Here is a 21,786-nt window from a genome sequence, read left to right as displayed (position 1 = left end):
TTTCATTTTTTTAGCTCTTACGTTGTTGCGCTTTTCGTTCTTTGTGTTGCTCTAATAAGTTTTCTGGCGGTGGTGGTAACTGCAAGAAGTAGCCATCCGAGGCTAACGACTCTTTCACCTTTTCGATATCAACTTGAGCCAGTGTACGGCCTTCCGTTTTGATAACCATAACAAAGCTAGGTTTGCCGAACATCTGCATCAAAGTGTCAGGAACTTGTGAAAAATCATCCTTTTTTGGGATGTATAAGTATGTACCTTCTTTCTTTGAGCTTTTATAAATAGAACACAGCATGACAAGCCTTCTTTAGTAATTCTCTCTGCCAATACAGAGATTCTTTATGAATTCTCAATCTTTATACAATTTTGAGAATAAAACGTTCATTTGACAACAAGATAACTTGCTGTGCTTGAATTGGGAATATAACATGACATGCCTAGTTTCAGGCAATGCCTATTCCACTGAGGTCTTAAGTTTTCGATGTCTACTACACCAGACCTAAAAGGTAGCAGCTTTACTCTATCAGTTTTGCATTTATCTGATAATCAAGTTGCTAGTACGGTTGATTTTTTAAATGAGAAAGTGGCTCAAGCCCCCTCTTTCTTCGCTTCTGCTCCTGTTGTGATAAACATTAGTAAAGTTCAAGGCGATATTGATTTCGCGGAACTGAAGCAAGGCATCACCAACGCTGGGATGATTCCTGTTGGTGTTACTGGCTGCAAAGATAAACGTGAGCAAAACTTAGCCTCTGAAGCTGGGTTCGCAGTGATGACGGCAAGCAAAACGCCTTCACAAGCGCCTGCAAAAATGGCTCCCACAAAAATTGTCCGAACGCCTATTCGTTCAGGCCAGCAAGTTTACGCAAAAGATGCCGATCTGGTTATTTTGAACCATGTCAGTGCCGGAGCTGAGGTGATTGCCGATGGTAGCATTCACATTCATGGGACGTTGCGTGGTCGCGCTATCGCAGGGGCAAGCGGTCAAAAAGAAGCAAAAGTGATTTGTAACGATTTACAAGCCGAGCTGGTTTCCATTGCAGGAAATTACTGGCTCAGCGATCAAATTGAAAGTGAGTACTGGCAGAAAAAAGTGATGCTAAGCATGACTGATGACGTTCTCCATTTAGATGTACTCAGTATTTAAATTATTAAGGATAAAATAATGGCACGCATTATTGTTGTAACGTCAGGTAAAGGTGGGGTTGGGAAGACGACATCCAGCGCCGCTATCGCATCGGGCCTTGCTTTAAAAGGCAAGAAAACCGCGGTAATTGATTTTGATATTGGCTTACGAAATCTTGATTTGATCATGGGCTGTGAACGCCGCGTTGTTTATGATTTTGTAAACGTGATCAACGGTGAAGCGACTCTGAATCAAGCGATGATCAAAGATAAGCGCACTGAGAATCTTTTCATTCTTCCTGCATCCCAAACTCGTGATAAAGATGCGCTGACAAAAGATGGCGTAAAACGAGTATTCGCTGAACTGGATGAGATGGGCTTTGATTTTATTATCTGTGATTCTCCTGCGGGTATCGAGCAAGGTGCGTTAATGGCGCTATACTTTGCTGATGAAGCAATCGTCACGACTAACCCAGAAGTCTCTTCTGTTCGCGATTCAGACCGAATTTTGGGCATTCTTGATTCTAAGTCTCGCCGAGCGGAGGAAGGGTTAGAACCTGTTAAACAGCACCTCTTGCTAACTCGTTACAACCCAGCTCGTGTTAATCAAGGTGAAATGCTTAGCGTAGAAGATGTAGAAGAGATCCTACATATCTCATTGCTAGGGGTTATTCCTGAAAGCCAAGCAGTACTCAATGCATCAAATAAAGGTGTGCCCGTTATTTTTGATGAACAATCTGATGCTGGTATGGCCTATGACGATGCTGTTGCCCGTCTATTGGGTGAACAAGTAGATTTTCGCTTCCTAGTTGAAGAGAAGAAAGGCATTTTCAAACGACTATTTGGGGGCTAATTTGTCATGTCATTATTAGAGTTTTTCCGTCCACAAAAAAAGACAACCGCTAACTTGGCGAAAGAACGCCTGCAAATTATTGTTGCAGAGCGCCGTAGTCATAATGATCCCGCACCATCTTATTTGCCTCAACTAAAAGAAGATATTCTTAAAGTGATCGCTAAATACGTTGACGTTGACCCATCAATGGTTGACCTTTCATTTGAGCACAAAGGCGATGACATTTCGGTTTTAGAACTGAATGTTAAATTACCAGACGACGAAAAGTAATTTGGCGTACCGCGAGTAAATACGTTCAAAATAGCGTAATACGTTAAAAGTCACAGATACAAAAAGGGTGAAAACGTCATCGACATTTTCACCCTTTTTTATGTTTTGGGTTCAGTACAATTAAGCTTCAAGCAACTTATCTAAACGTTGACCTAAAATCTCCAATCTCCAACCTTGCATCACATCCGGCAACTTCGCTGAATCTCGGTTTTTCTTCCAAACCCAGCTCAAGAACTGATTTAGCTGTTTCTTTGAAGCCAAAAACTCTGGTGATAGCCCTGACGATTGTGACACTCGCTTTACTTCATCTTTAAGCACTTTAAAGATCTGCTTGTAGCCCGGGTAGTCCATCAAACGTTCAATAACATCTGGATATTCATCTTCTGGCGTTTGCTCTGCCACACTAATAATTGACGCTATTTTTGCACCGTGGCGACGAATAGAGCGAGGATCAATACCTTCTTGTTCCATTTGCCTTTGGTTCTTCATTGAGTATCGTGCAACCGTCCACAGTTCTTGCTCTTTAAACACAAAGTTCAACGCTAAATCACGACGAATCGCTTCTTGATAACGCCACGTTGCTAACGGCTTCAGAATAGCCAGTTGCTGTGGTGTAAGCTGCCACGCCCCTTTGATATTGGTATAAACCATTTCAGGGTCAATATTCTTGATACGCTTAGAAACCAGTAAATCAGACTCTTGCTGTGCGGCTTCCCACCAGCCGGCCTCGGTTACTTTTTCAAGTAACTTCTCATAAAGCGGCATTAAGTAGAATACGTCTGCTGCCGCATATTCGAGTTGGCGAGTGGTAAGAGGACGAGCAACCCAGTCAGTTCTTGACTCACTCTTATCTAATTCAATGCCGATAAACTCATTCACTAATGTCGCAAAACCTGTCGATAAGCCGTGGCCTAAAAATGCCGCCATCACTTGTGTATCGACCATTGGGAATGGCGTGCAACCAAATGAGTTTTGGAACACTTCTAGATCTTCACCGCAAGCATGCAACACTTTCAGAACTGATGTGTCTTGCAGCAGTGAAACGAATGGTGTCATGTCATCCAAAGCAACCGGATCGATAAGTGATAAGGTTTTACCATCAAATAACTGTATCAAGCCTAAGATTGGATAGAAGGTTCTGGTGCGGACAAACTCGGTATCTAGCATCACAACATCAACTTCACGGGCTTGTTGGCAAACTCGCTCTAGATCTTTCAACTCGGTAATGATTTGGTAATTCACAAATACTCTCTCGAAACTCTTATCTGTATAAGAGCAATAAAAAATGCCGGCATTAGCGGCCGGCATTTTATCATTAAACCTATGTAGCGTGTTGTACTTATTACTCAAATCGTCGCGCTACACAAAGGCTTCTCTATAGACACTACTCATAAAGGTATCTGTCTATAAAAACTAAGCCGCTGGTTTTGAAGATTGCTCGATTCTCGCGTCATTCTCTTCTCGAAGCACGCGACGTAGAATCTTACCAACATTGGTTTTTGGTAGGTCTTCTTTGAATTCAACAATCTTAGGAATTTTATAACCCGTTAGATGTTCTCTACAGTGTGCGATAATCTCTTCTTTGGTTAAGCTAGGATCACGTTTAACCACATAGATTTTCACCAGTTCACCAGAAACATCATGTGGCTGACCGATTGCCGCAACTTCAAGCACCTTGCCATGTAGAGCAACGACGTCTTCAATCTCATTCGGGTAAACATTGAAACCAGAAACCAAGATCATATCTTTTTTACGATCAACAATATGCAAGAAACCATCATCATCAAACTTCACGATATCGCCAGTGGATAACCAGCCATCTTGATCGATCACATCTTTAGTCGCTTCAGGACGCTGCCAGTAACCTTGCATCACTTGCGGGCCACGAACCTGCAATTCGCCCACTTGATCATTACCAATATGATTACCTTCTTCATCAACAATTCGAACTTCAGTCGAAGGAACCGGTAAACCAATCGATCCATTATATTCAGTTAAATCATAAGGGTAAGCGGCAACTAAAGGTGAACACTCTGTCAGCCCGTAGCCTTCTAATAAGTAACCACCTGTGATTTTCTTCCACTGGTCAGCAACCGCTCGTTGCACTGCCATTCCACCACCAACAGCCAAACGCAGGTTACTAAAATCAAGCTCATGGAAATCTTCATTATTCACTAGCGCATTAAATAGTGTATTCACACCCGTAATCGCAGTGAAAGAGTTCTTTTGCAGCTCTTTGATAAAGCCAGGGATATCTCGTGGATTGGTGATCAACAAGTTATTACCGCCAATCTCAATGAACAGCAAGCAGTTTACCGTCAGCGCAAACACGTGGTAAAGCGGAAGAGCCGTGACGACGGTTTCGCGTCCTTCAGTAAGCACTGGCCCGTATGCACCTTTAGCTTGTAGGACATTTGCCAGCATATTACGGTGAGTCAAAATTGCACCTTTCGCCACACCAGTTGTGCCACCAGTGTATTGTAAGAATGCAATATCATCGCCCGTCATGAACGGTTTTACATACTGAAGGCGACGGCCTTTATGTAACGCTTTTCGGAAAGATATTGCACCAGGAAGATCGTATTTTGGCACCATTCCTTTGACGTATTTCACCACAAAGTCAACGATGGTTCCCTTCGCTCTTGGTAGCATTTGTCCTAAGCTGGTCAGGACAACATGCTTAACTGGCGTGTTATCCACCACTTTTTCTAACGTACTTGCAAAGTTTGAGACAATCACAATAGCTTTTGCATCCGCATCGTTGAGTTGGTGTTCTAACTCACGAGGGGTGTAAAGAGGGTTCACATTGACTGCAATCATACCCGCACGTAGTACACCAAATAGCGCTACTGGGTATTGCAATAAGTTTGGCATCATCAACGCAACACGATCGCCTTTTTGCAATTTTAAATCATTTTGCAAATATGCTGCGAATGCTCGGCTACGCTCTTCTAATTTACGGAAAGTCATCACCGAACCCATATTCATAAATGCGGGCTGATCCGCATACTTCTGTACGGACTGCTCAAACATATCGATTAATGAATGGTATTGATCTGGGTTAATTGTTTCTGGTACGTCATTTGGATAGCGTGTTAGCCAAGGTTTATCCACAATAAAATTCCTCGTAATTGGGCTGACGGTCTTATTGCCGCGATTAATCAATTGCAGACTATTACAGCACAGCCGGAGCACTTGAGCACGAAACACTCAAACACTTGTTTAAATTTTGTTAACTAAGCCAAGAATTAGCTCTGAAACTCGTTCTGGATATTCCAAATGACAATGATGCCCACCTGGAATTGTAACTAATTTCGCTCGAACATTATGAAAGGTGTCGCTATCATTCAACAAATAGTCAAAACCGTTATCACCGAGAATGATCAGCTGTTCACATTGAATCGCCATGTTAATGACTTGTGCATGCTCAGGCGACATTCGATATATCGAGTCGCACTTTAACCGCTGGTCATGACTCCAATGCCAATGGCCATCTTTAAGCACGGTTCCCCGTTTCACGATAGGTGCAATGGTTTCACGTGGCAGTTCATTGACATGTGCCCGCAGCATAATGGCATCTTCTTGGCTCCGTAAAGGGCGAGAAGGCTTGCGCTGTTGTCGTTGCCTACTTAGAACCCCATTTCGCATACGCTGTACGCTCTTTTGAGGAGATTCAGAAAGAGGCCCCTTGCCTTCAATTTGAACTAATCCCGCCACTTGTTCAGGAAAGGCGGCACTATAACAACTTGCTATCAATGCACCAAGTGAATGTCCCACCAATACCAGTTTGTTTGGCGATATTTTGTGCAAAACTTGGTAAATATCATCAATATAGTCATGAAAGGGGTAATAGCTGGATGCTGATTTATGGCTTGATAAACCATGCCCCGGCAAATCAATAGCAATCGCGTGTATATGCGATACAGACGCTAGTTGCTCAAACACACTCACAAAACTGGCTGCATTATCTAGCCAACCATGGATAAAGACGAGGGTTACCAGCGCGGTCGATGGTTCCCCTATTTCAATGGTAGAGATTGATCCGCTGGCGGTTGGGTACTGCGTGGACTGATACACAAAAATTCCTACGGCTATATATGCTATGCGAAAGCCGTCAATTGGCTCGTGCTTTTTAACTCTTAACTCTTAACTCTTAACTCTTAAACGACATTATTTTACTTCTTGAACAATACGACCTTGTTTGGGCCCATAATTGAAGCTACGGCAATATAAACTACGGCAAGAGTGTAAATGCATAATATCGTCTTGAACTACAACTCGCTCTTCTACACGCCATAAACGCTTTCCATAAACCTGCATGACCGGAAAGGTGTAGTCATACTCTCCCACTTTTCCAGATTCAGGTTGATCAATGGTTCCTACCAACGAAATGAGACGGCCTTGAGCATAACTAAGCGATTCAAGGTAGCCATCGACATACGCAACAAATCGCCCTTTTGGCTCCGCATCCAAATCGGGTTTACCTACAGAGTTAAGTGGCAAGTTCACTACTTCGATTCGAGAGCGGTTTTCTAAATTCGTTACCTGCGCAATTACGCCACCAATGCGGATATCAGCCTTTGTGTCCGGATCAGTATCAAGCCAGTTTTGGTAGGTTAAAATCGGGGTTTCCGTCCGGCTAACTAACTCAGCAGGTAAAGAAGAGCAACCAGAAAGCATGGCAAAAAAGAGTAATATGCAGCAACTGCGAATGGATTGAGAAATAAGCATAATCATCGCCTATGTATAAAATAAAAAGTGATTAGATGTATATATCGACGCCAAGCAGCTGAGCAAGTTCCTCTCTTTTTGCTTGGTTCATCACACCCATATACTGTTCCATAGCTTTTCTTGCTCGACCTTCAGGGGGAAGATCATATTGGATTTGAGCATCACGGATATCAGATTCGCTGACATGTTTAATTGAGTTGGCAACAGCATTCGCCACTTTAGTTGGTTGACCAACTGAAGTACTACCTTGTCCTTTTTTTACCTCGTTCTTTCTTGTCGTTTTCTTTGTATTAGGGACAATCGAAGGAGGTAAGCCATTAATTGATGCCATAAATACCCTATGCAGCAAAGCTCTCGGCTATAGTTTTAACTAAAGTCGAAAATGAAAGTGAAGACAAGTTTTACTCGCCCTCACTTACAGTATATAGACTACTCTCGACCTGGAAGCTTTTTCCACGCCACTTTATCTCGTAAATAGACCGGGCTTGCCTCTTCAGCCTGAACGGTATTGCCATTTTCCCATTCGTACTGCGCTAGAAAAGCAATATCTTGGGCTTCAGGGAAAAGAACGTCACTCTTTTCAAGTTGAAGTGCTAAACCAGAGAATTCGTCGCTATATGCGTCCCATCCAGTACCTGAGTGACCCCAAGTTAATGTATCGGATTGCGAGTGTTCTACTAGCTCCGCTGGAGGGATCACGCATTCAGAATCCTCAACAACCCAGTTGCCATCATCTTGACGAGTAAAACGTCCCCAGTAAACTTCACTCATTCGAGCATCAATCGCACAAGCAACATTGGTATGACCATTCACGCGGTATGTACCTTGAGCCATCGCGGCAAGCGTTGAAATTCCGATCATAGGAAGATCGGCACCAAACGCTAATCCTTGCGCAATTCCGATGCCAATTCTTACACCGGTAAAACTACCTGGCCCACGCCCAAACGCAAGTGCATCTAAATCGTTCAGCGAAATACCCGCTTCTTTGAGTACTTCATCCACCATTGGTAGGATCTTTTTTGTATGGTCTCGCGGTGCGATTTCACTACGAACGTAAGTCTGTCCGTTTACCATAAGTGCAACAGAACAGTTTTCTGTTGATGTGTCCAAAGCAAGAATTTTCGCGCTCATCAATATCTCAAGTTATTTATCTGTTATGTCTAAAGTTGTATTTTCAGTGGTGGAGATCTCACTTAAAAAATCTCTTACAACACCTAAATCTCGTGTTCGTGGGATAGGCGGAAGAGAAGCTAGGAATGTGCCACCATAGTCTCTCGTCACTAATCGATTATCACAAATAATCAAAGCCCCTTGATCTGTTTTATCTCGAATCAATCGCCCAACCCCTTGCTTCAAGGTGATGACGGCATCAGGCAATTGAACCTGTGCAAAAGGCTCCCCACCTTTCAATCGGCAATCTTCAATTCTTGCTTTTAGCAAAGGATCATCAGGTGCCGTAAAGGGTAATTTATCGATGATAACACAGCTAAGTGTGTCACCTCTAACATCTATACCTTCCCAAAATGCTCCGGTGGCCACTAATAGTGCATTACCAAGCTCCATGAATTCCGCCAGTGTTTTCTGTTTACTGGTTTCACCTTGCAGCAGAACAGGAATCGTCAGGGTGTCACGGAACCGTTCGCCCAACTCTCGCATCATGCTATGGGAAGTACACAAGAAGAAACAGCGGCCTTGGTTCTCTTCAATCAATGGTGCAAGCATTTCAACTAATTTATCAGCAAGCCCTACACTGTTAGGTTCGGGTAAATAACGAGGAACACAGAGCCTCGCCTGTTGCTGATAATCAAAAGGGCTAGGCAGCGAAAACTGCGCGGTTGGCTTTAATCCAAGTCGCGAGGTGAAGTGACTAAAATCATCAGACACTGCTAACGTCGCTGAGGTAAAAATCCAACTTCCCTGTTTTAATTCAACCTGCTCATGAAATTTATCGGCAACCGACAGTGGGGTGATATGCAAACTAAAGTGGCGTGGCGTGGTATCAAACCAGTATGAATACCCCATAATGGAGACATCACAAGCTCGATTAATTCGACCTTTTATCGTATTCGCCCGTTCAAAAGCAGTATCAAGCAGTTGGCTTCTACCTAAGGCGATTTTGAGAACATCAACGGCTAGGTCCAGTGCATCTTGCAAGCGTGTCAATTCCCTCGCGACCACTGGTGAATTTAACGCTTCGCGCCAATTTCCACGAAAACCTGGTTCACCTAAAACGATACGTAAATCCATAGCCGATTGAGTAAGCCTGTCACCCACCTTCTGCAATTGACGCATGTCTTTGGCTTCTGTCCGATAGGCTATTTCGATATCTTTTGCCAACTCTTGTACTTGTCGGCTGGAGACAGATTGACCAAAATATTGGCTCGCAATATCTGGAAGTTGATGTGCTTCATCGAAAATAAAAACATCCGCCTCTGGTATCAGTTCACCAAAGCCCGTCTCTTTGATCGCAAGGTCTGCAAGAAATAGGTGATGATTGACCACAACAACATCGGCATCCATCGCATTTTTTCTGGCTTTAAGTACGAAACAGTCGGTGTAGCTAGGGCACTCTTTCCCCAAGCAATTATCATTAGTGGACGTAATGGTAGGAATAATGACGCTATCTTCTGCAATCTCGTCGCAATCACCCAAATCACCGGTTTTGGTTTCGGATACCCAACTCCTCACCTTAACCAATTGAGTTAGCAAAGTAGGATCCGATTCGTTGGTGTGGCTCTCCACCATTTGACGACTAAGGCGATCTAAACACAGATAATTGGAGCGCCCTTTCAGCAGAGCAACTTTGCCGTAAAAGCCGAGTGAGCTCACCATTAAAGGCAAATCACGATGATACAACTGCTCTTGAAGGTTTTTAGACCCTGTGCTGATTATTATTTTCTTACCGCTGAGCAAGGCTGGAGCAAGATAGGCGAATGTTTTTCCGGTCCCCGTTCCAGCTTCTACCACCAGCTGAGTTTGATCTTTAATGGCAGTCGCCACCGCTTCAGCCATGTCCAATTGGGACTGACGAGGTTGAAAACCAGGTATTGCTTTGCCTAGAGCACCACTCTCAGAAAAAGTTTTAGAGATCATAGAAAAATAGCAGCAGGAAATAAAAAGTTGAGGGGATTATGTCAGTTTTAGTGAGCCGGTGCGAATCAGATTGACTCCGCACCGGAAGGTGTTCGTAATTAAAAAAGTATGGTTTACAAAACGATGTGAATCCGCTCTATTTTCGTTTCAAGTAACGTGACAACCAAGCCGGTCCGTCAAAACCACTGTCATCCATCATCGCTTTTGCAGCATCAGAAGGTGAGGCCTTGTTTTCCCACATCTCAGACAACACGGTTTCATCAACTTCATTTTCACCTAACAGTTCGCAGACTCGTTCACTGTATAACTTTCGTGCTAGTAGCTCTTTATCCATAAGTTCCGCCTTAATGCATCATATTAGGAGTATCAGAAACAACAAAACTATCGAAAATAATCCCAAGACAAGCGTTCAGCTTAGATATTTTGTTGAAACTATATTGATAATAGATTAATTATAGCTCTTATATTGCGGCATGCTTCACCGTTCGAAGCGCTTGGAATTAGTTTTTAGTCCAAAAAAAATATTGCATGGAAGTAAGATAAAATGGAAAAAAAAACACTGTTAACCCACTGCTCTGATGCTCCGGGGTTAATCTCGAAAATCACCAATATCTGTTACAAACATCAACTGAATATTATCCATAATAATGAATTCGTTGATAACAGCAGTGGCCACTTCTTTATGCGTACAGAACTGGAAGGATTCTTTAACGATGAAACTTTTCTTGCGGATTTAGATCAAGCCTTACCTCAAAACACTCAAAGAAAGCTGGTTGATTCCTCACGTAAACGTGTCGTTATTCTCGTCACCAAAGAGTCTCACTGCCTAGGTGATATTCTGATGAAGAATTTCGATGGTAGTTTAGATGTAGACATTGCTGCGGTTGTGGGTAACTACGACACGCTTCAATCTCTTACTGAGCGTTTTGATATTCCATACCACTGTGTTTCTCATGAAGGATTAAATCGAGATGAGCACGAAGATAAAATGTTTGAGGTCATTGATCAGTACAATGCCGATTATTTAGTGTTAGCCAAATATATGCGTATATTGACACCAAGTTTTGTCGAAAAATACAACCACAAAATCATCAATATCCATCATAGCTTTTTGCCAGCCTTTATTGGTGCAAAACCCTACCTACAAGCTTATGAGCGTGGTGTTAAGATCATAGGGGCTACCGCTCACTTCGTAACCAACGATCTAGATGAAGGTCCAATCATTAAGCAAGACGTAATTCCTGTCGATCATAATTTCAACGCTCAAGATATGGCGCGAGCTGGACGCGATGTTGAAAAGAATGTACTGAGCAAAGCCTTAACTAAAGTCGTGAATGATCATGTCTTTGTTTATGGCAATAAGACGGTAATTCTATAATTCGGCGACAACTAAATAAAAAAGGTCGAGACTTACTCTCGACCTTATTTATTGGTTTCTATCTAACTACTGCTGAATTATTCTTGCTCTGACTCCACAATCTTTTTGAGTGAATGTGGATGCAGTTTGATACAAATACCTTGATGCTTAAAAGCGACGGTTGGATTGTTCAAACGTTCGCCTTCTCCCTTAGGGCTCGACAATTTCGTTTTGATGCCTAAATCGTCCAACTTATCCCAGTTCAGAGCGAATTGAGGATAGGTCTGTTTCAAATCATCTAAATACTCGTCTGCCGTTTGTGCATGCGATGGAATAACAAACTCCACATGTTCCCAATCTTGCTGCTCGTAGACTTTTCCTTCAGCAGGATATGGCAACTCCAAACATTCAATACTCCAGCCTAAACTCTTCAGCGGTTGATTGAATTCAAGAACAATAATCGGTCGACCATTTATAATCGCTTCAGAAATCACGTTTCCATGCTCTAACCACGCGTGATGTGCTAACTTAGCGACATGGAACTCATTAATTCTTAACGCAATATGGTCAGATTGAGCAAAGGTTAAGTCAATACCGATCTGTTCTCCCAAATCTGCTATTTTTTGCATGAAGACATCCAGTTTGCCTAGCATTTGATTTGGAGTGAGGTCTAATTCGGATAGATTTCCTGACATGTTTTAACCCATAGTTTTAAATTTAATAAATAGTAACGGCATTTGAATAAATAGCCACTCTCTTGTAAGTATTATCGGACACATTAAATGGCAAAATTTCCTACTATCGCCCTGTAAGAAAGGCCATTAAATTGGTATCATTACCGCCATTTTTGTGAACTTAAACAAGAATCATAGTGAATAATTCTCGTCTTGCTCTCCTTTTGTTCCTGCATTTATTGCGTAACAAGTAGTAGTAGACACATTACCGCTATCATTCTTTACCATCCTTGAATTGAAGGGAACGCGTGTGAATATCCAAGCACTGATTAATGACAAAGTATCTAAGGCTCTTGAAGCCGCTGGCGCACCTGCAGGAAGTCCTGCTGCTGTACGTCAATCTGCAAAACCACAATTTGGCGACTACCAAGCGAATGGCGTGATGGGTGTTGCTAAACGACTAGGTACCAATCCTCGAGAATTTGCTCAAAAAGTATTGGATGTTTTGGATCTAAATGGAATCGCAAGTAAAGTTGAGATTGCAGGTCCTGGCTTCCTAAATATTTTCCTAGACGAAGCTTTCTTAGCAAAACAAGCGGAAGCGGCACTTGCTGACGAACGTTTAGGCGTACAACTAGAAGCGACTCAAACTATTGTTGCTGACTATTCAGCGCCAAACGTTGCTAAAGAGATGCACGTTGGTCACTTACGCTCAACGATCATCGGTGATGCGGTTGTTCGTACTCTTGAATTCTTAGGTCACAACGTAATCCGTGCTAACCACATCGGTGACTGGGGTACTCAGTTCGGCATGTTGATTGCTAACCTTGAGCGCGTTCAACAAGAGTCTGGCGAAGTTTCAATGGAACTTGCTGACCTTGAAGCTTTCTATCGTGAATCGAAAAAACTTTACGATGAAGACGAAGCATTTGCTCTTAAAGCTCGTGGTTACGTTGTGAAACTACAAAGCGGTGATGAGTACTGCGCAAAAATGTGGAAAAAACTCGTTGACGTTACTATGGTTCAAAACCAACGCAACTATGATCGTCTTAACGTATCTCTAACTCAAGATGATGTGATGGGCGAAAGTAAGTACAACCATATGCTTGCTCCTATCGTCAACGATCTTGTTGAAAAAGGCCTTGCGGTTGATAGTGACGGCGCAAATGTTGTTTACCTAGATAAGTATAAGAATAAAGACGGCGAAGCGATGGGTGTTATCATCCAGAAACGCGACGGTGGCTTCCTATACACGACAACGGATATTGCCTGTGCAAAATACCGTTATGAAACACTAGGGGCAGATCGTGTTCTTTACTTCATCGATTCACGTCAACATCAGCACCTGATGCAAGCGTGGGACATCGTTCGCATGGCTGAGTACGTACCAGAAGAGGTGACTCTAGAGCACCACGCATTTGGTATGATGCTAGGTAAAGATGGACGTCCATTCAAAACTCGTGCTGGTGGTACAGTTCGCCTAGCGGATCTTCTTGATGAAGCAGAAGAACGTGCACAGAAACTGATCGAGTCGAAAAACCCAGATCTTGCTAACGAAGAAAAAGATAACATTGCTAAAACAGTAGCAATGGCTGCGGTTAAGTATGCTGACCTTTCAAAACACCGTACAACGGATTACATTTTTGACTGGGATAACATGCTAGCTTTCGAAGGTAATACAGCACCTTACATGCAGTATGCATATGCGCGTGTTGCTTCTATCTTTGCAAAAGCAGGCTTGTCTATGGATTCACTATCTGGTGAAATCATTGCTAAAGAAGAAAAAGAGAAAGCACTCATTGCTAAGCTACTTCAATTTGAAGAAGCGGTTCAATCTGTTGCTCGTGAAGGTCAGCCACATATCATGTGTAGCTACCTATTTGAACTAGCAGGTCAATTCTCTAGTTTCTACGAAGCATGCCCGATTCTGATCGCTGAAGATGAAGCCGTTAAGCAAAGCCGCTTGAAGCTTTCTGCGCTTACCGCTAAAACGATCAAACAAGGTCTATCTCTACTTGGTATCAACACGCTTGACCGCATGTAATTTCCATTAGAATTATTGAAAAGGTTGGCTTAATCGCCAACCTTTTTCTTTTTCTATGTTATAAACAGTGCACGAATCATCGACTGATATTTTGCATATGGACTTTATTCTTCACCCTCAGTTAGCCAAAGATACGACGGTTATTGGCCACTTTCCACTCTGCATCGCATTACTTCATAAAGATAACGCCGTTCCTTGGGTCATTCTCGTTCCTAAAAGAAATGAGCTAAAAGAGCTTCACCATTTACCGATGAATGAGCAGCAGCAGTTTTTAGTTGAATCTCAAACGATCAACCAAACTCTGGAAGTGCTCTTTACTCCAGATAAAATTAATCTTGGAGCTCTGGGTAATATGGTTCCACAATTGCATATTCATCATATCGCACGTTTCATTTCTGATGTGGCTTGGCCCGGCCCTGTTTGGGGCAATACTCAAGGTGAGTTTAGGTCTAACGATGAACAGCTTTCTCTCTTAAAACAACTGCAAACAAAACTTCAAGACAGCCCTATATTTAGTATTAACGAACCATCAGCATAGGGTGAATTTGGAGCGTTATCTTAAATATCGATAAGAATCTATAATCAAAAACGCCGCATCGATAAAGATGCGGCGTTTTTATTTCTAGCGATAGAAAGCTAAAAGTGAACCGTGTTAGCTCTTACATCGTTACGGTTAACGATAGCTCATCACTCTTAATTGTGCTGTAACGAACTCGAGTCACTTTTTTCGCTTTATTGGTATCGATCAAGCGAGATATCTGACCCTTTTTCACCCACACACTCAGCATGGCATCCACACCGTCTTCACTTAAAGTAAACTTTTTTGCCAGTTCATTTCTCGACGCGCTGCCATTTTCGGTGATGTAGTTCTTTAGGTCAGATAAAATCATGCGACTTGTACCTCTAGATTCATTTGCTCTTTACGCCCTTTTCTTTTCATCAACTGGTATGCGATAACAGAGGTGGCAATCAAGCTGACAATCCAAATAGAGCTTGTCATTGGGTGATCCGCGAAGTGTGCAACTTGGTAGTATAAAGCAGCACCACCGTAACCTAATGCCATTGTCCACACCGCAATGAAGCGAGCAAAGTTTTGGCCGAACTCACGAACATAAGCCCCCATAGCGGCAACACAAGGTGTGTACAGAAGGATTAAGATTAAGTAAGCAAATGCCGCATGGCCACTTACAAAGTGAGACTTCAAGTTACCAAAAATCGATGTATCCACTTCTTGATCTTCCGCAACTGCCGATGAATCACTTAAATCGCCAACTTCAATGCCTAGTGGATCAGAGTAACTTAGACCGGTAAGGTTTTCAGGAATAGACATTACCGCCTCTTCCAAACTACCCATCAAGTCAAATTCAGACTCTTCACTTTCCGCTGATGTGTAAAGGCTGTTTAATGTACCGACAACGGCTTCTTTAGCAAAGATACCCGTAATAATACCAACGGTTGCTGGCCAGTTATCTTCATTAATACCAATTGGAGCAAAAACAGGAGTAACAACTTGCGCCGCTTTTGACAATACTGATTTTTCGCTGTCTTCGTTACCAAATGAGCCATCAGTACCAATTGAGTTCAAGAAGCTTAAGATAGTGACCACTACAACAATCGTTTTACCTGCACCCAGAACAAAACGGTTCAGCTTTTGCCACGTTTTGATCAGTACATTTTGAATAGTTGGTAGCTCGTAATCTGGCATTTCCATCACCAAGCTATCACTAGAACCTGGGTATAGTGTGTGTTTCAGCACAACACCAGTAAGAACAGCAGCAACGATACCTAACACATAAAGAGCGAAAACAATATTTTGACCACTATCAGGGAAGAATGCCGCAGCAAAAAGTGCGTATACCGGCAGTCGAGCACCACAAGACATAAATGGTGCCATAGATGCCGCTAATTTACGCTCGCGCTCTTGGTCTAATGTTCGCGTAGCCATGATTGAAGGTACGTTACAACCAAACCCAAGCACCAACGGTACAAATGCTTTACCTGGCAAGCCGATTTTTTGCATCACTTTATCAAGCACAAATGCCGCACGAGACATGTAACCAGAACTTTCTAAAACGGCTAAGAATAGGTATAGACAACCGATAACAGGAATGAAGGTTGCAACTGTTTGGATACCACCACCAACACCATCAGCGATAAGTGTCACTAACCAAACTGGCAGGTGAGCATCAAGCAAGTAGTGACCGCCATCAACAAGCAGAGCCCCAACGCCAATATCAAAGAAATCAATGAATGCACCACCAATGTTGATGGAAAACATAAACATCAAATACATCACTACGAAGAAGAAAGGTACACCAACCCATTTATTCAGAATGAGGTTATCCGCTTTTTCAGTAAAGCTATGACTTAATTTGCCTTCTGTACGACGTGCCTTCTTACACTGTTCATGTAAGAACGTGTATTTCACATCAGCAACTTGCAAGTCAATGTCTAAATTACAAGCTTCTTGCTGTTGGTTAATCAGTTCACGGTCAGATTGAGAAAGAGGGTTATTAACCAATAAATCATTTTCTAATGCACGTATAGCTAGAGCGCGAGATGACACTTCTTGGCCAGCAAAAACAGGCGCAATGGTAGCAATGGCACTCTCAAATTCTTGACCATAATCTAAAACAAGCTCTTTCAGCGCAACGCCTTGAACCAGTGCTTTATGTAACTTGTCTTTAAAACGGTTCACTTGCTGTTTGTTATTTGCCGACAACGTGAATACTGGACAGCCAAGCATTTTTTCTAACGCTTTAATATCTAATGTTTGGCGTTCACGCTTAAGGGCATCCATCTTATTCAAAACGACAACCATTGGTCGACCTAGCTCACGAAGTTGCAAGGTCATGTATAAGCTACGTTCTAAACATGTTGCATCAACAACATTAATAATCAAATCCGCAGGGTGACTAATGACAGCACGAGAAGCAATGGACTCATCAATACTATTACTGTCATTTCCACTATCTAATGCGTAAATACCCGGCAAGTCAGTTAGCTTAAATTGATCGCCAGAGTGAGCATAACGTCCTGTTTTCTTCTCTACGGTTACACCAGCCCAGTTACCAACTTGCTGCTTCGCGCCAGTTAAGCCATTAAACAGTGTCGTTTTACCACTATTTGGATTACCAACCGTTAGTATTTCATACTGCATTATTTTTGCTCCACTAGAATTGCTGCAGCAATATTTTCACGTATTGCTAAAGACACACCACGAACTTCAACTTGAAGCGGATCACCCATCGGTGCTCGACGCACTACCTTGACTAACGTATTTGGAAGCAAGCCCATAATCATTAGCTTTTTTCTTACGTCATTAGATATTTCAGAAAAAGACAGAATACTCGCGCAATCGCCTTCTCTCAGTTGTGATAGTTTCATAGCAGGTCTCAATTATAATTAGGAATGAGAAATATTTTCATTAGCGATAATGATAACCGCGATTCTCCCCACTTTTATTGAGTGAAATCAAAGATTGCAGAAAATCGAACGTAAAAAACGTTAAAAACAAGCTCGTTAAATACGTCAAATTAGAGAAAATTCTGTGGGTAATGAGTCAAAAAAGTAAGTTCAGGTAAAGAATATAAATAAAAAACACTTAAAATACAAATACTTAAAATAAACCTTACAACTTGGCGGTTTTATCGGGTAAACATGTCGTTAATTTTATGAAGGAAATAAGCGCATGGACTTATAGTTAACCACGTCAAGAGGGAAACCTCTAAAACATTAGATTCCAGAAGTGATATGGGTATCCCATATCCCTCAGGCAGCAAGCGAAGGTGTCATTGGCACCCGTGGCATCGTCCCCCCGACCATGCCACGATCTTTTTTTTCCTTAACCACTACTATTTGATTATCTCTCCTCAAGCTTTCCTCTATACTATAAGTCTTAGCTATATTTGAATTTCATTTCCCTCAAGGAACTCTCGTGAAACGTAATCGCACGACTAAAAATAGAACCGCACAAAGACGTTTATTTTGGTTTATTCAAAGAAAGGCTCAAGAATAGAAAGGAACATACTCACGATGAAATTATTGACCAGTATGATTCTCGACAAATTTTGATGGAGAAAGGCCAAAGTGGTGTTTGAAACGCAGGCTGAAGTATGATGGGTCATTGAAACCACATTCAAATGCAATGTCAGCTATTTTCTCACCTGCTAACAAGCTTTCACACGCCTTTTCAAGTCGATACTCATTTAAGTAATCTTTAAATGTCCGATCCAAGGCTGCTTTAAAGCGACGTTGTAAACTCCGCTCCGATACAAAAAGCATTTTAGCCGCAGAGGAAGTGCCAAAGTCTGGACTCGAGTAATTTTCACTGATTAAATGCTTCACCGAGTTTATCCATGCTTCTTCTCTTGTCAGTGTATGCGAAGGCACCGCTGAATTTTCTAGATTTATCGCCTTTTCTGGTGGTCCCTGAATTTCAAGCTCAATAATAGGCCACGACATTTCAAGGCGATTCTTAGAGTCAAAGTCATACACAAATAGCTCGCCGCCACTGATAGCAACCGAGGTGGGTAGATTTTCAATACTCAAATCAAAAGTCGACAAGTTCACGATATTGTCTTTGTGTATTGTTGGTTTAAACACTGGAACGGGAGCGCCAAAATCAGTCAATGCAATCACCAGCATCGAATCACTTTCGCTGATTTGAATGCTTAATTCCTGTCCTCGATAGCAACGCTTTAAAACGCTAGAAAAAAGAGTGTTAAACAGAATATCTAAATTAAAATAGTCAATTTGTATGTGCTGGTTCATTGCGCTGTTTTCAACTTTTACGCTTAACCCCGCTTTAATGAACTCTTCACGCCATGCATCGATAACGGCATTTAGTATTTGCAGGAAATTATGCGACTCCCTTTCTCCGCTAACGTTGTCCTTATCATTAAATAGAACATTAAGTAGGTGGATAACATCGCTATATTTCTGAGTGGCCGATTTATCATCCTCTAAGTGAAGACGCGCACCCATTTCTGTTACGCTCCTTTTCGCTGCAACCGCAACATTTCCAACAAGAATATTTCGAACTTGGAATTGCTTCCTTAACTGTTGATTGTTACTTAACAATACCCGGCTCTGATTACGCAATTGATCGGTTTTTAGTAAGACCTTTGCCTTTAGGTTTCTGTTGATTTTCATGATTAAACGAGAGCGCCAAAAAATAACTATCGCTACTAATATTCCCATAATGAGGAAAAAGCTAAAAATAGCAAAACTGGTCAAATACCATGGCTTTTGTATCGTAAAATTAAGTGTGGTTAATGATTGCGTATCAGGAATAATTGTTATTGATGGCCTTATTTGTAATTGATACTCACCCGGCAATAAATGAGATAAAGTCAATTGACCACCTTCGAAAGCGATCCAATCATCCTCTAGATTTAACCTGAACTCGAGCAACAATGTCGACGCTTCCGGCAAAATACCAATAAGAAAACTCAACGATGAACCATAAGGAAACTGGTAACCATCTTTTATATTGCCGCCAACCGCAATTGGAGAGTGATCAATGTTCACCTGGCTAAAAATGACTGTATTTTTCGGTGCTTTTGATACAAGTAACTCGCGCTCTTTTATCTTAACCAAACCATACTTAGAGCCCAACACCAAGCTAATATCTTGGCCTGGCTCGGACTTATCTGTTGCACAAATCCTTGGTAAAAATTCATTCGTTATCAAACCAGATGGAGAGCCATAGTGCTTAAGCAGATCGGCACTATGGCTGTAGAAACTGAGCCCTTTTGAGCTGCTCATCCACATCCCTCTAGAAGTACTCATTAAGCATTCAGGGCTAATACTATCTTCAATTAGCGTTACAGGGGTCAGATTTTGATAATGCCTGTCGAAAGTAAATGTTCCATAACTACTTACTACCCAATACTTCCCACCTTTAGCTTGAGTAATATCGATCACTTGGCCAAAAACTTCAGACTCACGATTGAAATAGATTTTTTGTCCCGAATAAGTGTAAACACCATGATCGGTTCCAATAATTAAGTCACCGGTTTTTGTTGGTAATAGGTGAGTTATCTTCGCCGGCAGAAAACTTTCTACAATCCAGTCCTTGCCGAAACTTTTGTATGCGCCGTTCTTAATATTTAACTGTGCTAAACGTCCACGTGAAGAGAACCAGAGGCGTTCATCATCTAGTGCGACTCTATCAATTGATAAAGATTGAAATTCATCCGATAAAAGCTGACGAGTCACTCTTCTACTTTGAATATCAAACCTTAAAAGCCCTTCACCTGTTGCAAGCCATAAGTCACAGTTACCCACAACAAAATCGTTTACCCTCCCACGATATAACAGCTCAGGTTCACCCCCTTTTCGGTGTTGGTAAATACCAGTCGTAGTCGCGACTAAATTACCCAAGCGAGGGTCCTTGGCAATTTTAACCATTGAAGAATCGCTAAAAAGAGAGAGTAACTTTCGTTCTGAAACCCGAGTGAATTTTTTACTATGTAATGAGTAATATCGAATGCCACGATCTGTCGCGATCCACATACCGCCAAGTTCATCATTCAAGAGGGCATAAATTTTATCACCTAACAAAGAGAAGCTGTCTTGTGAACTGGACGTCACCTTGCGAACAACTCCAGTCAGCAATGAGTAGACGAATAGTCCGTGCTCTGTGCCAATCCAATACTCTTGGTTCGTTTCCGCAAACGACAAAACATGCGAATCACCAATGAATGGGCCAATTTTGCTTGGGGCGTTGAGATCAATAATGAGCGCACCACGTAAAGTGCCAATTAATAGCTCTCGGCGGCTAGATGAGAAGTATATTTTTTCTGTGAAGTTCTTTTTCGAATTGGCGATGTGAGTAAATTGAGCACCATCCGAAAGATATGATCCAGAGGTCGTTGCTAATACCCATTTAGATAAAACACGCTGTGCATCATTGATATAGACATAACTACTCTGATTATGTTTATACAGTTCAAGTAAAGAGTAGGTCTCTATTTCACTTGTAGTGACATCATAAGTATAGAAATTAGAGTCATCACTGACCCAAATATAATTGTTTGATGAGCCAATTTTTCTAATTTCAGAGCCGGGCTCTAAGCTAAAGATAAGCTCTTTTTTCTGGCTAGGGTAACTCCGGTAGACTTCATTATCAGCAAAGCTCCAGAAACTGTCATTTAAATAAGCTAGCTGATCACCTACGGAGTCAAGTAGGCTACCATTTCGTGGCAGTAAGTGACGCCCATCATAAAATAAAACGTTGCTGTGTACATCTTGAACCCATATTCCACCATTACTACTCAAATGTAAGTTTTTTGCAGCCAAAAACTTCCCTTCAGATTGAATAGGTAAAGGGTAAAATATTGAAGGTGAATGCTCTTCTGCTAGCCCATTGAATGCGATACTAGCAATAAGAAGTACTCGAAAACAGTAGCTCAGCAAGCGCTATCCTTAAGTAATAATCAAATTAAAATATATACCTCAAAGGCACTTTAATAAAATGATAGATCACTATTCTGTGCCAATAACGACACATATAGTAGCTGATTTTTATTTTAAGGGGAATGTGACGGTAAGCGGTTGATCAAATTTAATTTTTTAATCTCAAATATTTATATTAAATAGAGAAAAGTCAGCTAAGACACATGATAGTTTTGTATTTATC

Annotated in this window: 20 protein-coding genes; 6 read left to right on the top strand and 14 right to left on the bottom strand. The window is 41.8% G+C overall.

Annotated elements, in window-relative coordinates:
* Positions 1–10: 10 nt before the first annotated feature.
* Positions 11–292, bottom strand: coding sequence for a YcgL domain-containing protein (locus OCV39_RS04120; RefSeq protein ID WP_017051320.1), 282 nt, complete (start codon positions 290–292; stop codon positions 11–13).
* A gap of 186 nt (positions 293–478) precedes the next feature.
* On the opposite strand from OCV39_RS04120, the gene minC reads away from it, so the two are divergent.
* From minC to minE, 3 genes are read left to right on the top strand one after another with little or no spacing between them, the layout of a single operon-like run.
* Positions 479–1,141 carry a septum site-determining protein MinC gene (gene minC, locus OCV39_RS04115; protein ID WP_017051321.1) on the top strand — a complete coding sequence of 221 codons (663 nt, stop codon included), beginning with the start codon at positions 479–481 and terminating at the stop codon, positions 1,139–1,141.
* Between the two features lie 18 nt (positions 1,142–1,159).
* Positions 1,160–1,972, top strand: coding sequence for a septum site-determining protein MinD (gene minD / locus OCV39_RS04110; protein WP_017051322.1), 813 nt, complete (start codon positions 1,160–1,162; stop codon positions 1,970–1,972).
* A 6-nt stretch (positions 1,973–1,978) separates the two neighbouring features.
* Positions 1,979–2,242, top strand: coding sequence for a cell division topological specificity factor MinE (minE, locus tag OCV39_RS04105; protein WP_017051323.1), 264 nt, complete (start codon positions 1,979–1,981; stop codon positions 2,240–2,242).
* Between the two features lie 120 nt (positions 2,243–2,362).
* On the opposite strand, the gene rnd is transcribed toward minE, so the two are convergent.
* The 8 genes from rnd to OCV39_RS04065 all read right to left on the bottom strand — a co-directional run bounded on the left by rnd (position 2,363) and on the right by OCV39_RS04065 (position 10,400).
* Positions 2,363–3,484, bottom strand: a complete 1,122-nt coding sequence (gene rnd, locus OCV39_RS04100) for a ribonuclease D (RefSeq protein ID WP_261889067.1) — start codon at positions 3,482–3,484, stop codon at positions 2,363–2,365.
* 171 nt (positions 3,485–3,655) lie between these two features.
* Positions 3,656–5,356: a long-chain-fatty-acid--CoA ligase FadD gene (fadD, locus tag OCV39_RS04095; protein WP_017051325.1), complete on the bottom strand. Its 1,701-nt coding sequence runs from the start codon at positions 5,354–5,356 to the stop codon at positions 3,656–3,658.
* A gap of 108 nt (positions 5,357–5,464) precedes the next feature.
* Positions 5,465–6,319 carry an alpha/beta fold hydrolase gene (locus tag OCV39_RS04090; RefSeq protein ID WP_261889066.1) on the bottom strand — a complete coding sequence of 285 codons (855 nt, stop codon included), beginning with the start codon at positions 6,317–6,319 and terminating at the stop codon, positions 5,465–5,467.
* A gap of 93 nt (positions 6,320–6,412) precedes the next feature.
* Complete coding sequence (locus OCV39_RS04085) at positions 6,413–6,979, bottom strand: Slp family lipoprotein (protein WP_113795855.1); 567 nt, start codon at positions 6,977–6,979, stop codon at positions 6,413–6,415.
* A gap of 25 nt (positions 6,980–7,004) precedes the next feature.
* Entirely contained in the window at positions 7,005–7,304 is a 300-nt protein-coding gene (locus tag OCV39_RS04080; RefSeq protein WP_017051327.1) for a hypothetical protein, read from the bottom strand.
* Between the two features lie 98 nt (positions 7,305–7,402).
* Complete coding sequence (tsaB, locus tag OCV39_RS04075) at positions 7,403–8,104, bottom strand: tRNA (adenosine(37)-N6)-threonylcarbamoyltransferase complex dimerization subunit type 1 TsaB (protein ID WP_261889065.1); 702 nt, start codon at positions 8,102–8,104, stop codon at positions 7,403–7,405.
* A gap of 12 nt (positions 8,105–8,116) precedes the next feature.
* Positions 8,117–10,066, bottom strand: coding sequence for an ATP-dependent DNA helicase (locus tag OCV39_RS04070; RefSeq protein WP_261889064.1), 1,950 nt, complete (start codon positions 10,064–10,066; stop codon positions 8,117–8,119).
* Between the two features lie 136 nt (positions 10,067–10,202).
* Entirely contained in the window at positions 10,203–10,400 is a 198-nt protein-coding gene (locus tag OCV39_RS04065) for a hypothetical protein (protein WP_017051330.1), read from the bottom strand.
* Between the two features lie 210 nt (positions 10,401–10,610).
* Between OCV39_RS04065 and purU the strand changes: the two genes are divergently transcribed.
* Complete coding sequence (purU, locus tag OCV39_RS04060; protein ID WP_261889063.1) at positions 10,611–11,444, top strand: formyltetrahydrofolate deformylase; 834 nt, start codon at positions 10,611–10,613, stop codon at positions 11,442–11,444.
* A gap of 77 nt (positions 11,445–11,521) precedes the next feature.
* Here the strand turns inward: purU and OCV39_RS04055 are convergent, their stop codons facing one another.
* Entirely contained in the window at positions 11,522–12,118 is a 597-nt protein-coding gene (locus OCV39_RS04055; protein ID WP_261889062.1) for a VOC family protein, read from the bottom strand.
* Between the two features lie 289 nt (positions 12,119–12,407).
* Between OCV39_RS04055 and argS the strand changes: the two genes are divergently transcribed.
* A complete protein-coding gene (argS, locus tag OCV39_RS04050) occupies positions 12,408–14,141 on the top strand; it encodes an arginine--tRNA ligase (protein ID WP_017051333.1) in 1,734 nt (577 codons plus the stop codon).
* Positions 14,142–14,238: 97 nt separating this feature from the next.
* Entirely contained in the window at positions 14,239–14,679 is a 441-nt protein-coding gene (locus OCV39_RS04045; protein ID WP_261889470.1) for an HIT domain-containing protein, read from the top strand.
* 121 nt (positions 14,680–14,800) lie between these two features.
* On the opposite strand, the gene OCV39_RS04040 is transcribed toward OCV39_RS04045, so the two are convergent.
* The 4 genes from OCV39_RS04040 to OCV39_RS04025 form a co-directional block, all read right to left on the bottom strand.
* Positions 14,801–15,031 (bottom strand): FeoC-like transcriptional regulator, encoded by a 231-nt coding sequence (locus tag OCV39_RS04040; protein WP_017051335.1) that lies wholly within the window; start codon positions 15,029–15,031, stop codon positions 14,801–14,803.
* Positions 15,028–17,301: a Fe(2+) transporter permease subunit FeoB gene (gene feoB, locus OCV39_RS04035; RefSeq protein WP_261889061.1), complete on the bottom strand. Its 2,274-nt coding sequence runs from the start codon at positions 17,299–17,301 to the stop codon at positions 15,028–15,030. The genes OCV39_RS04040 and feoB overlap by 4 nt, the downstream gene beginning before the upstream one ends.
* Positions 17,301–17,528 (bottom strand): FeoA family protein, encoded by a 228-nt coding sequence (locus tag OCV39_RS04030; RefSeq protein WP_261889060.1) that lies wholly within the window; start codon positions 17,526–17,528, stop codon positions 17,301–17,303. Before OCV39_RS04030 ends, feoB begins: the two co-directional genes overlap by 1 nt.
* Before the next feature lie 654 nt (positions 17,529–18,182).
* Positions 18,183–21,563: an AraC family transcriptional regulator gene (locus tag OCV39_RS04025; RefSeq protein ID WP_261889059.1), complete on the bottom strand. Its 3,381-nt coding sequence runs from the start codon at positions 21,561–21,563 to the stop codon at positions 18,183–18,185.
* Positions 21,564–21,786 lie beyond the last annotated feature (223 nt).

The organism is Vibrio cortegadensis (assembly GCF_024347395.1).
Classification (GTDB): domain Bacteria; phylum Pseudomonadota; class Gammaproteobacteria; order Enterobacterales; family Vibrionaceae; genus Vibrio; species Vibrio cortegadensis.
This window is presented reverse-complemented; position numbering and strand designations above follow the sequence as displayed.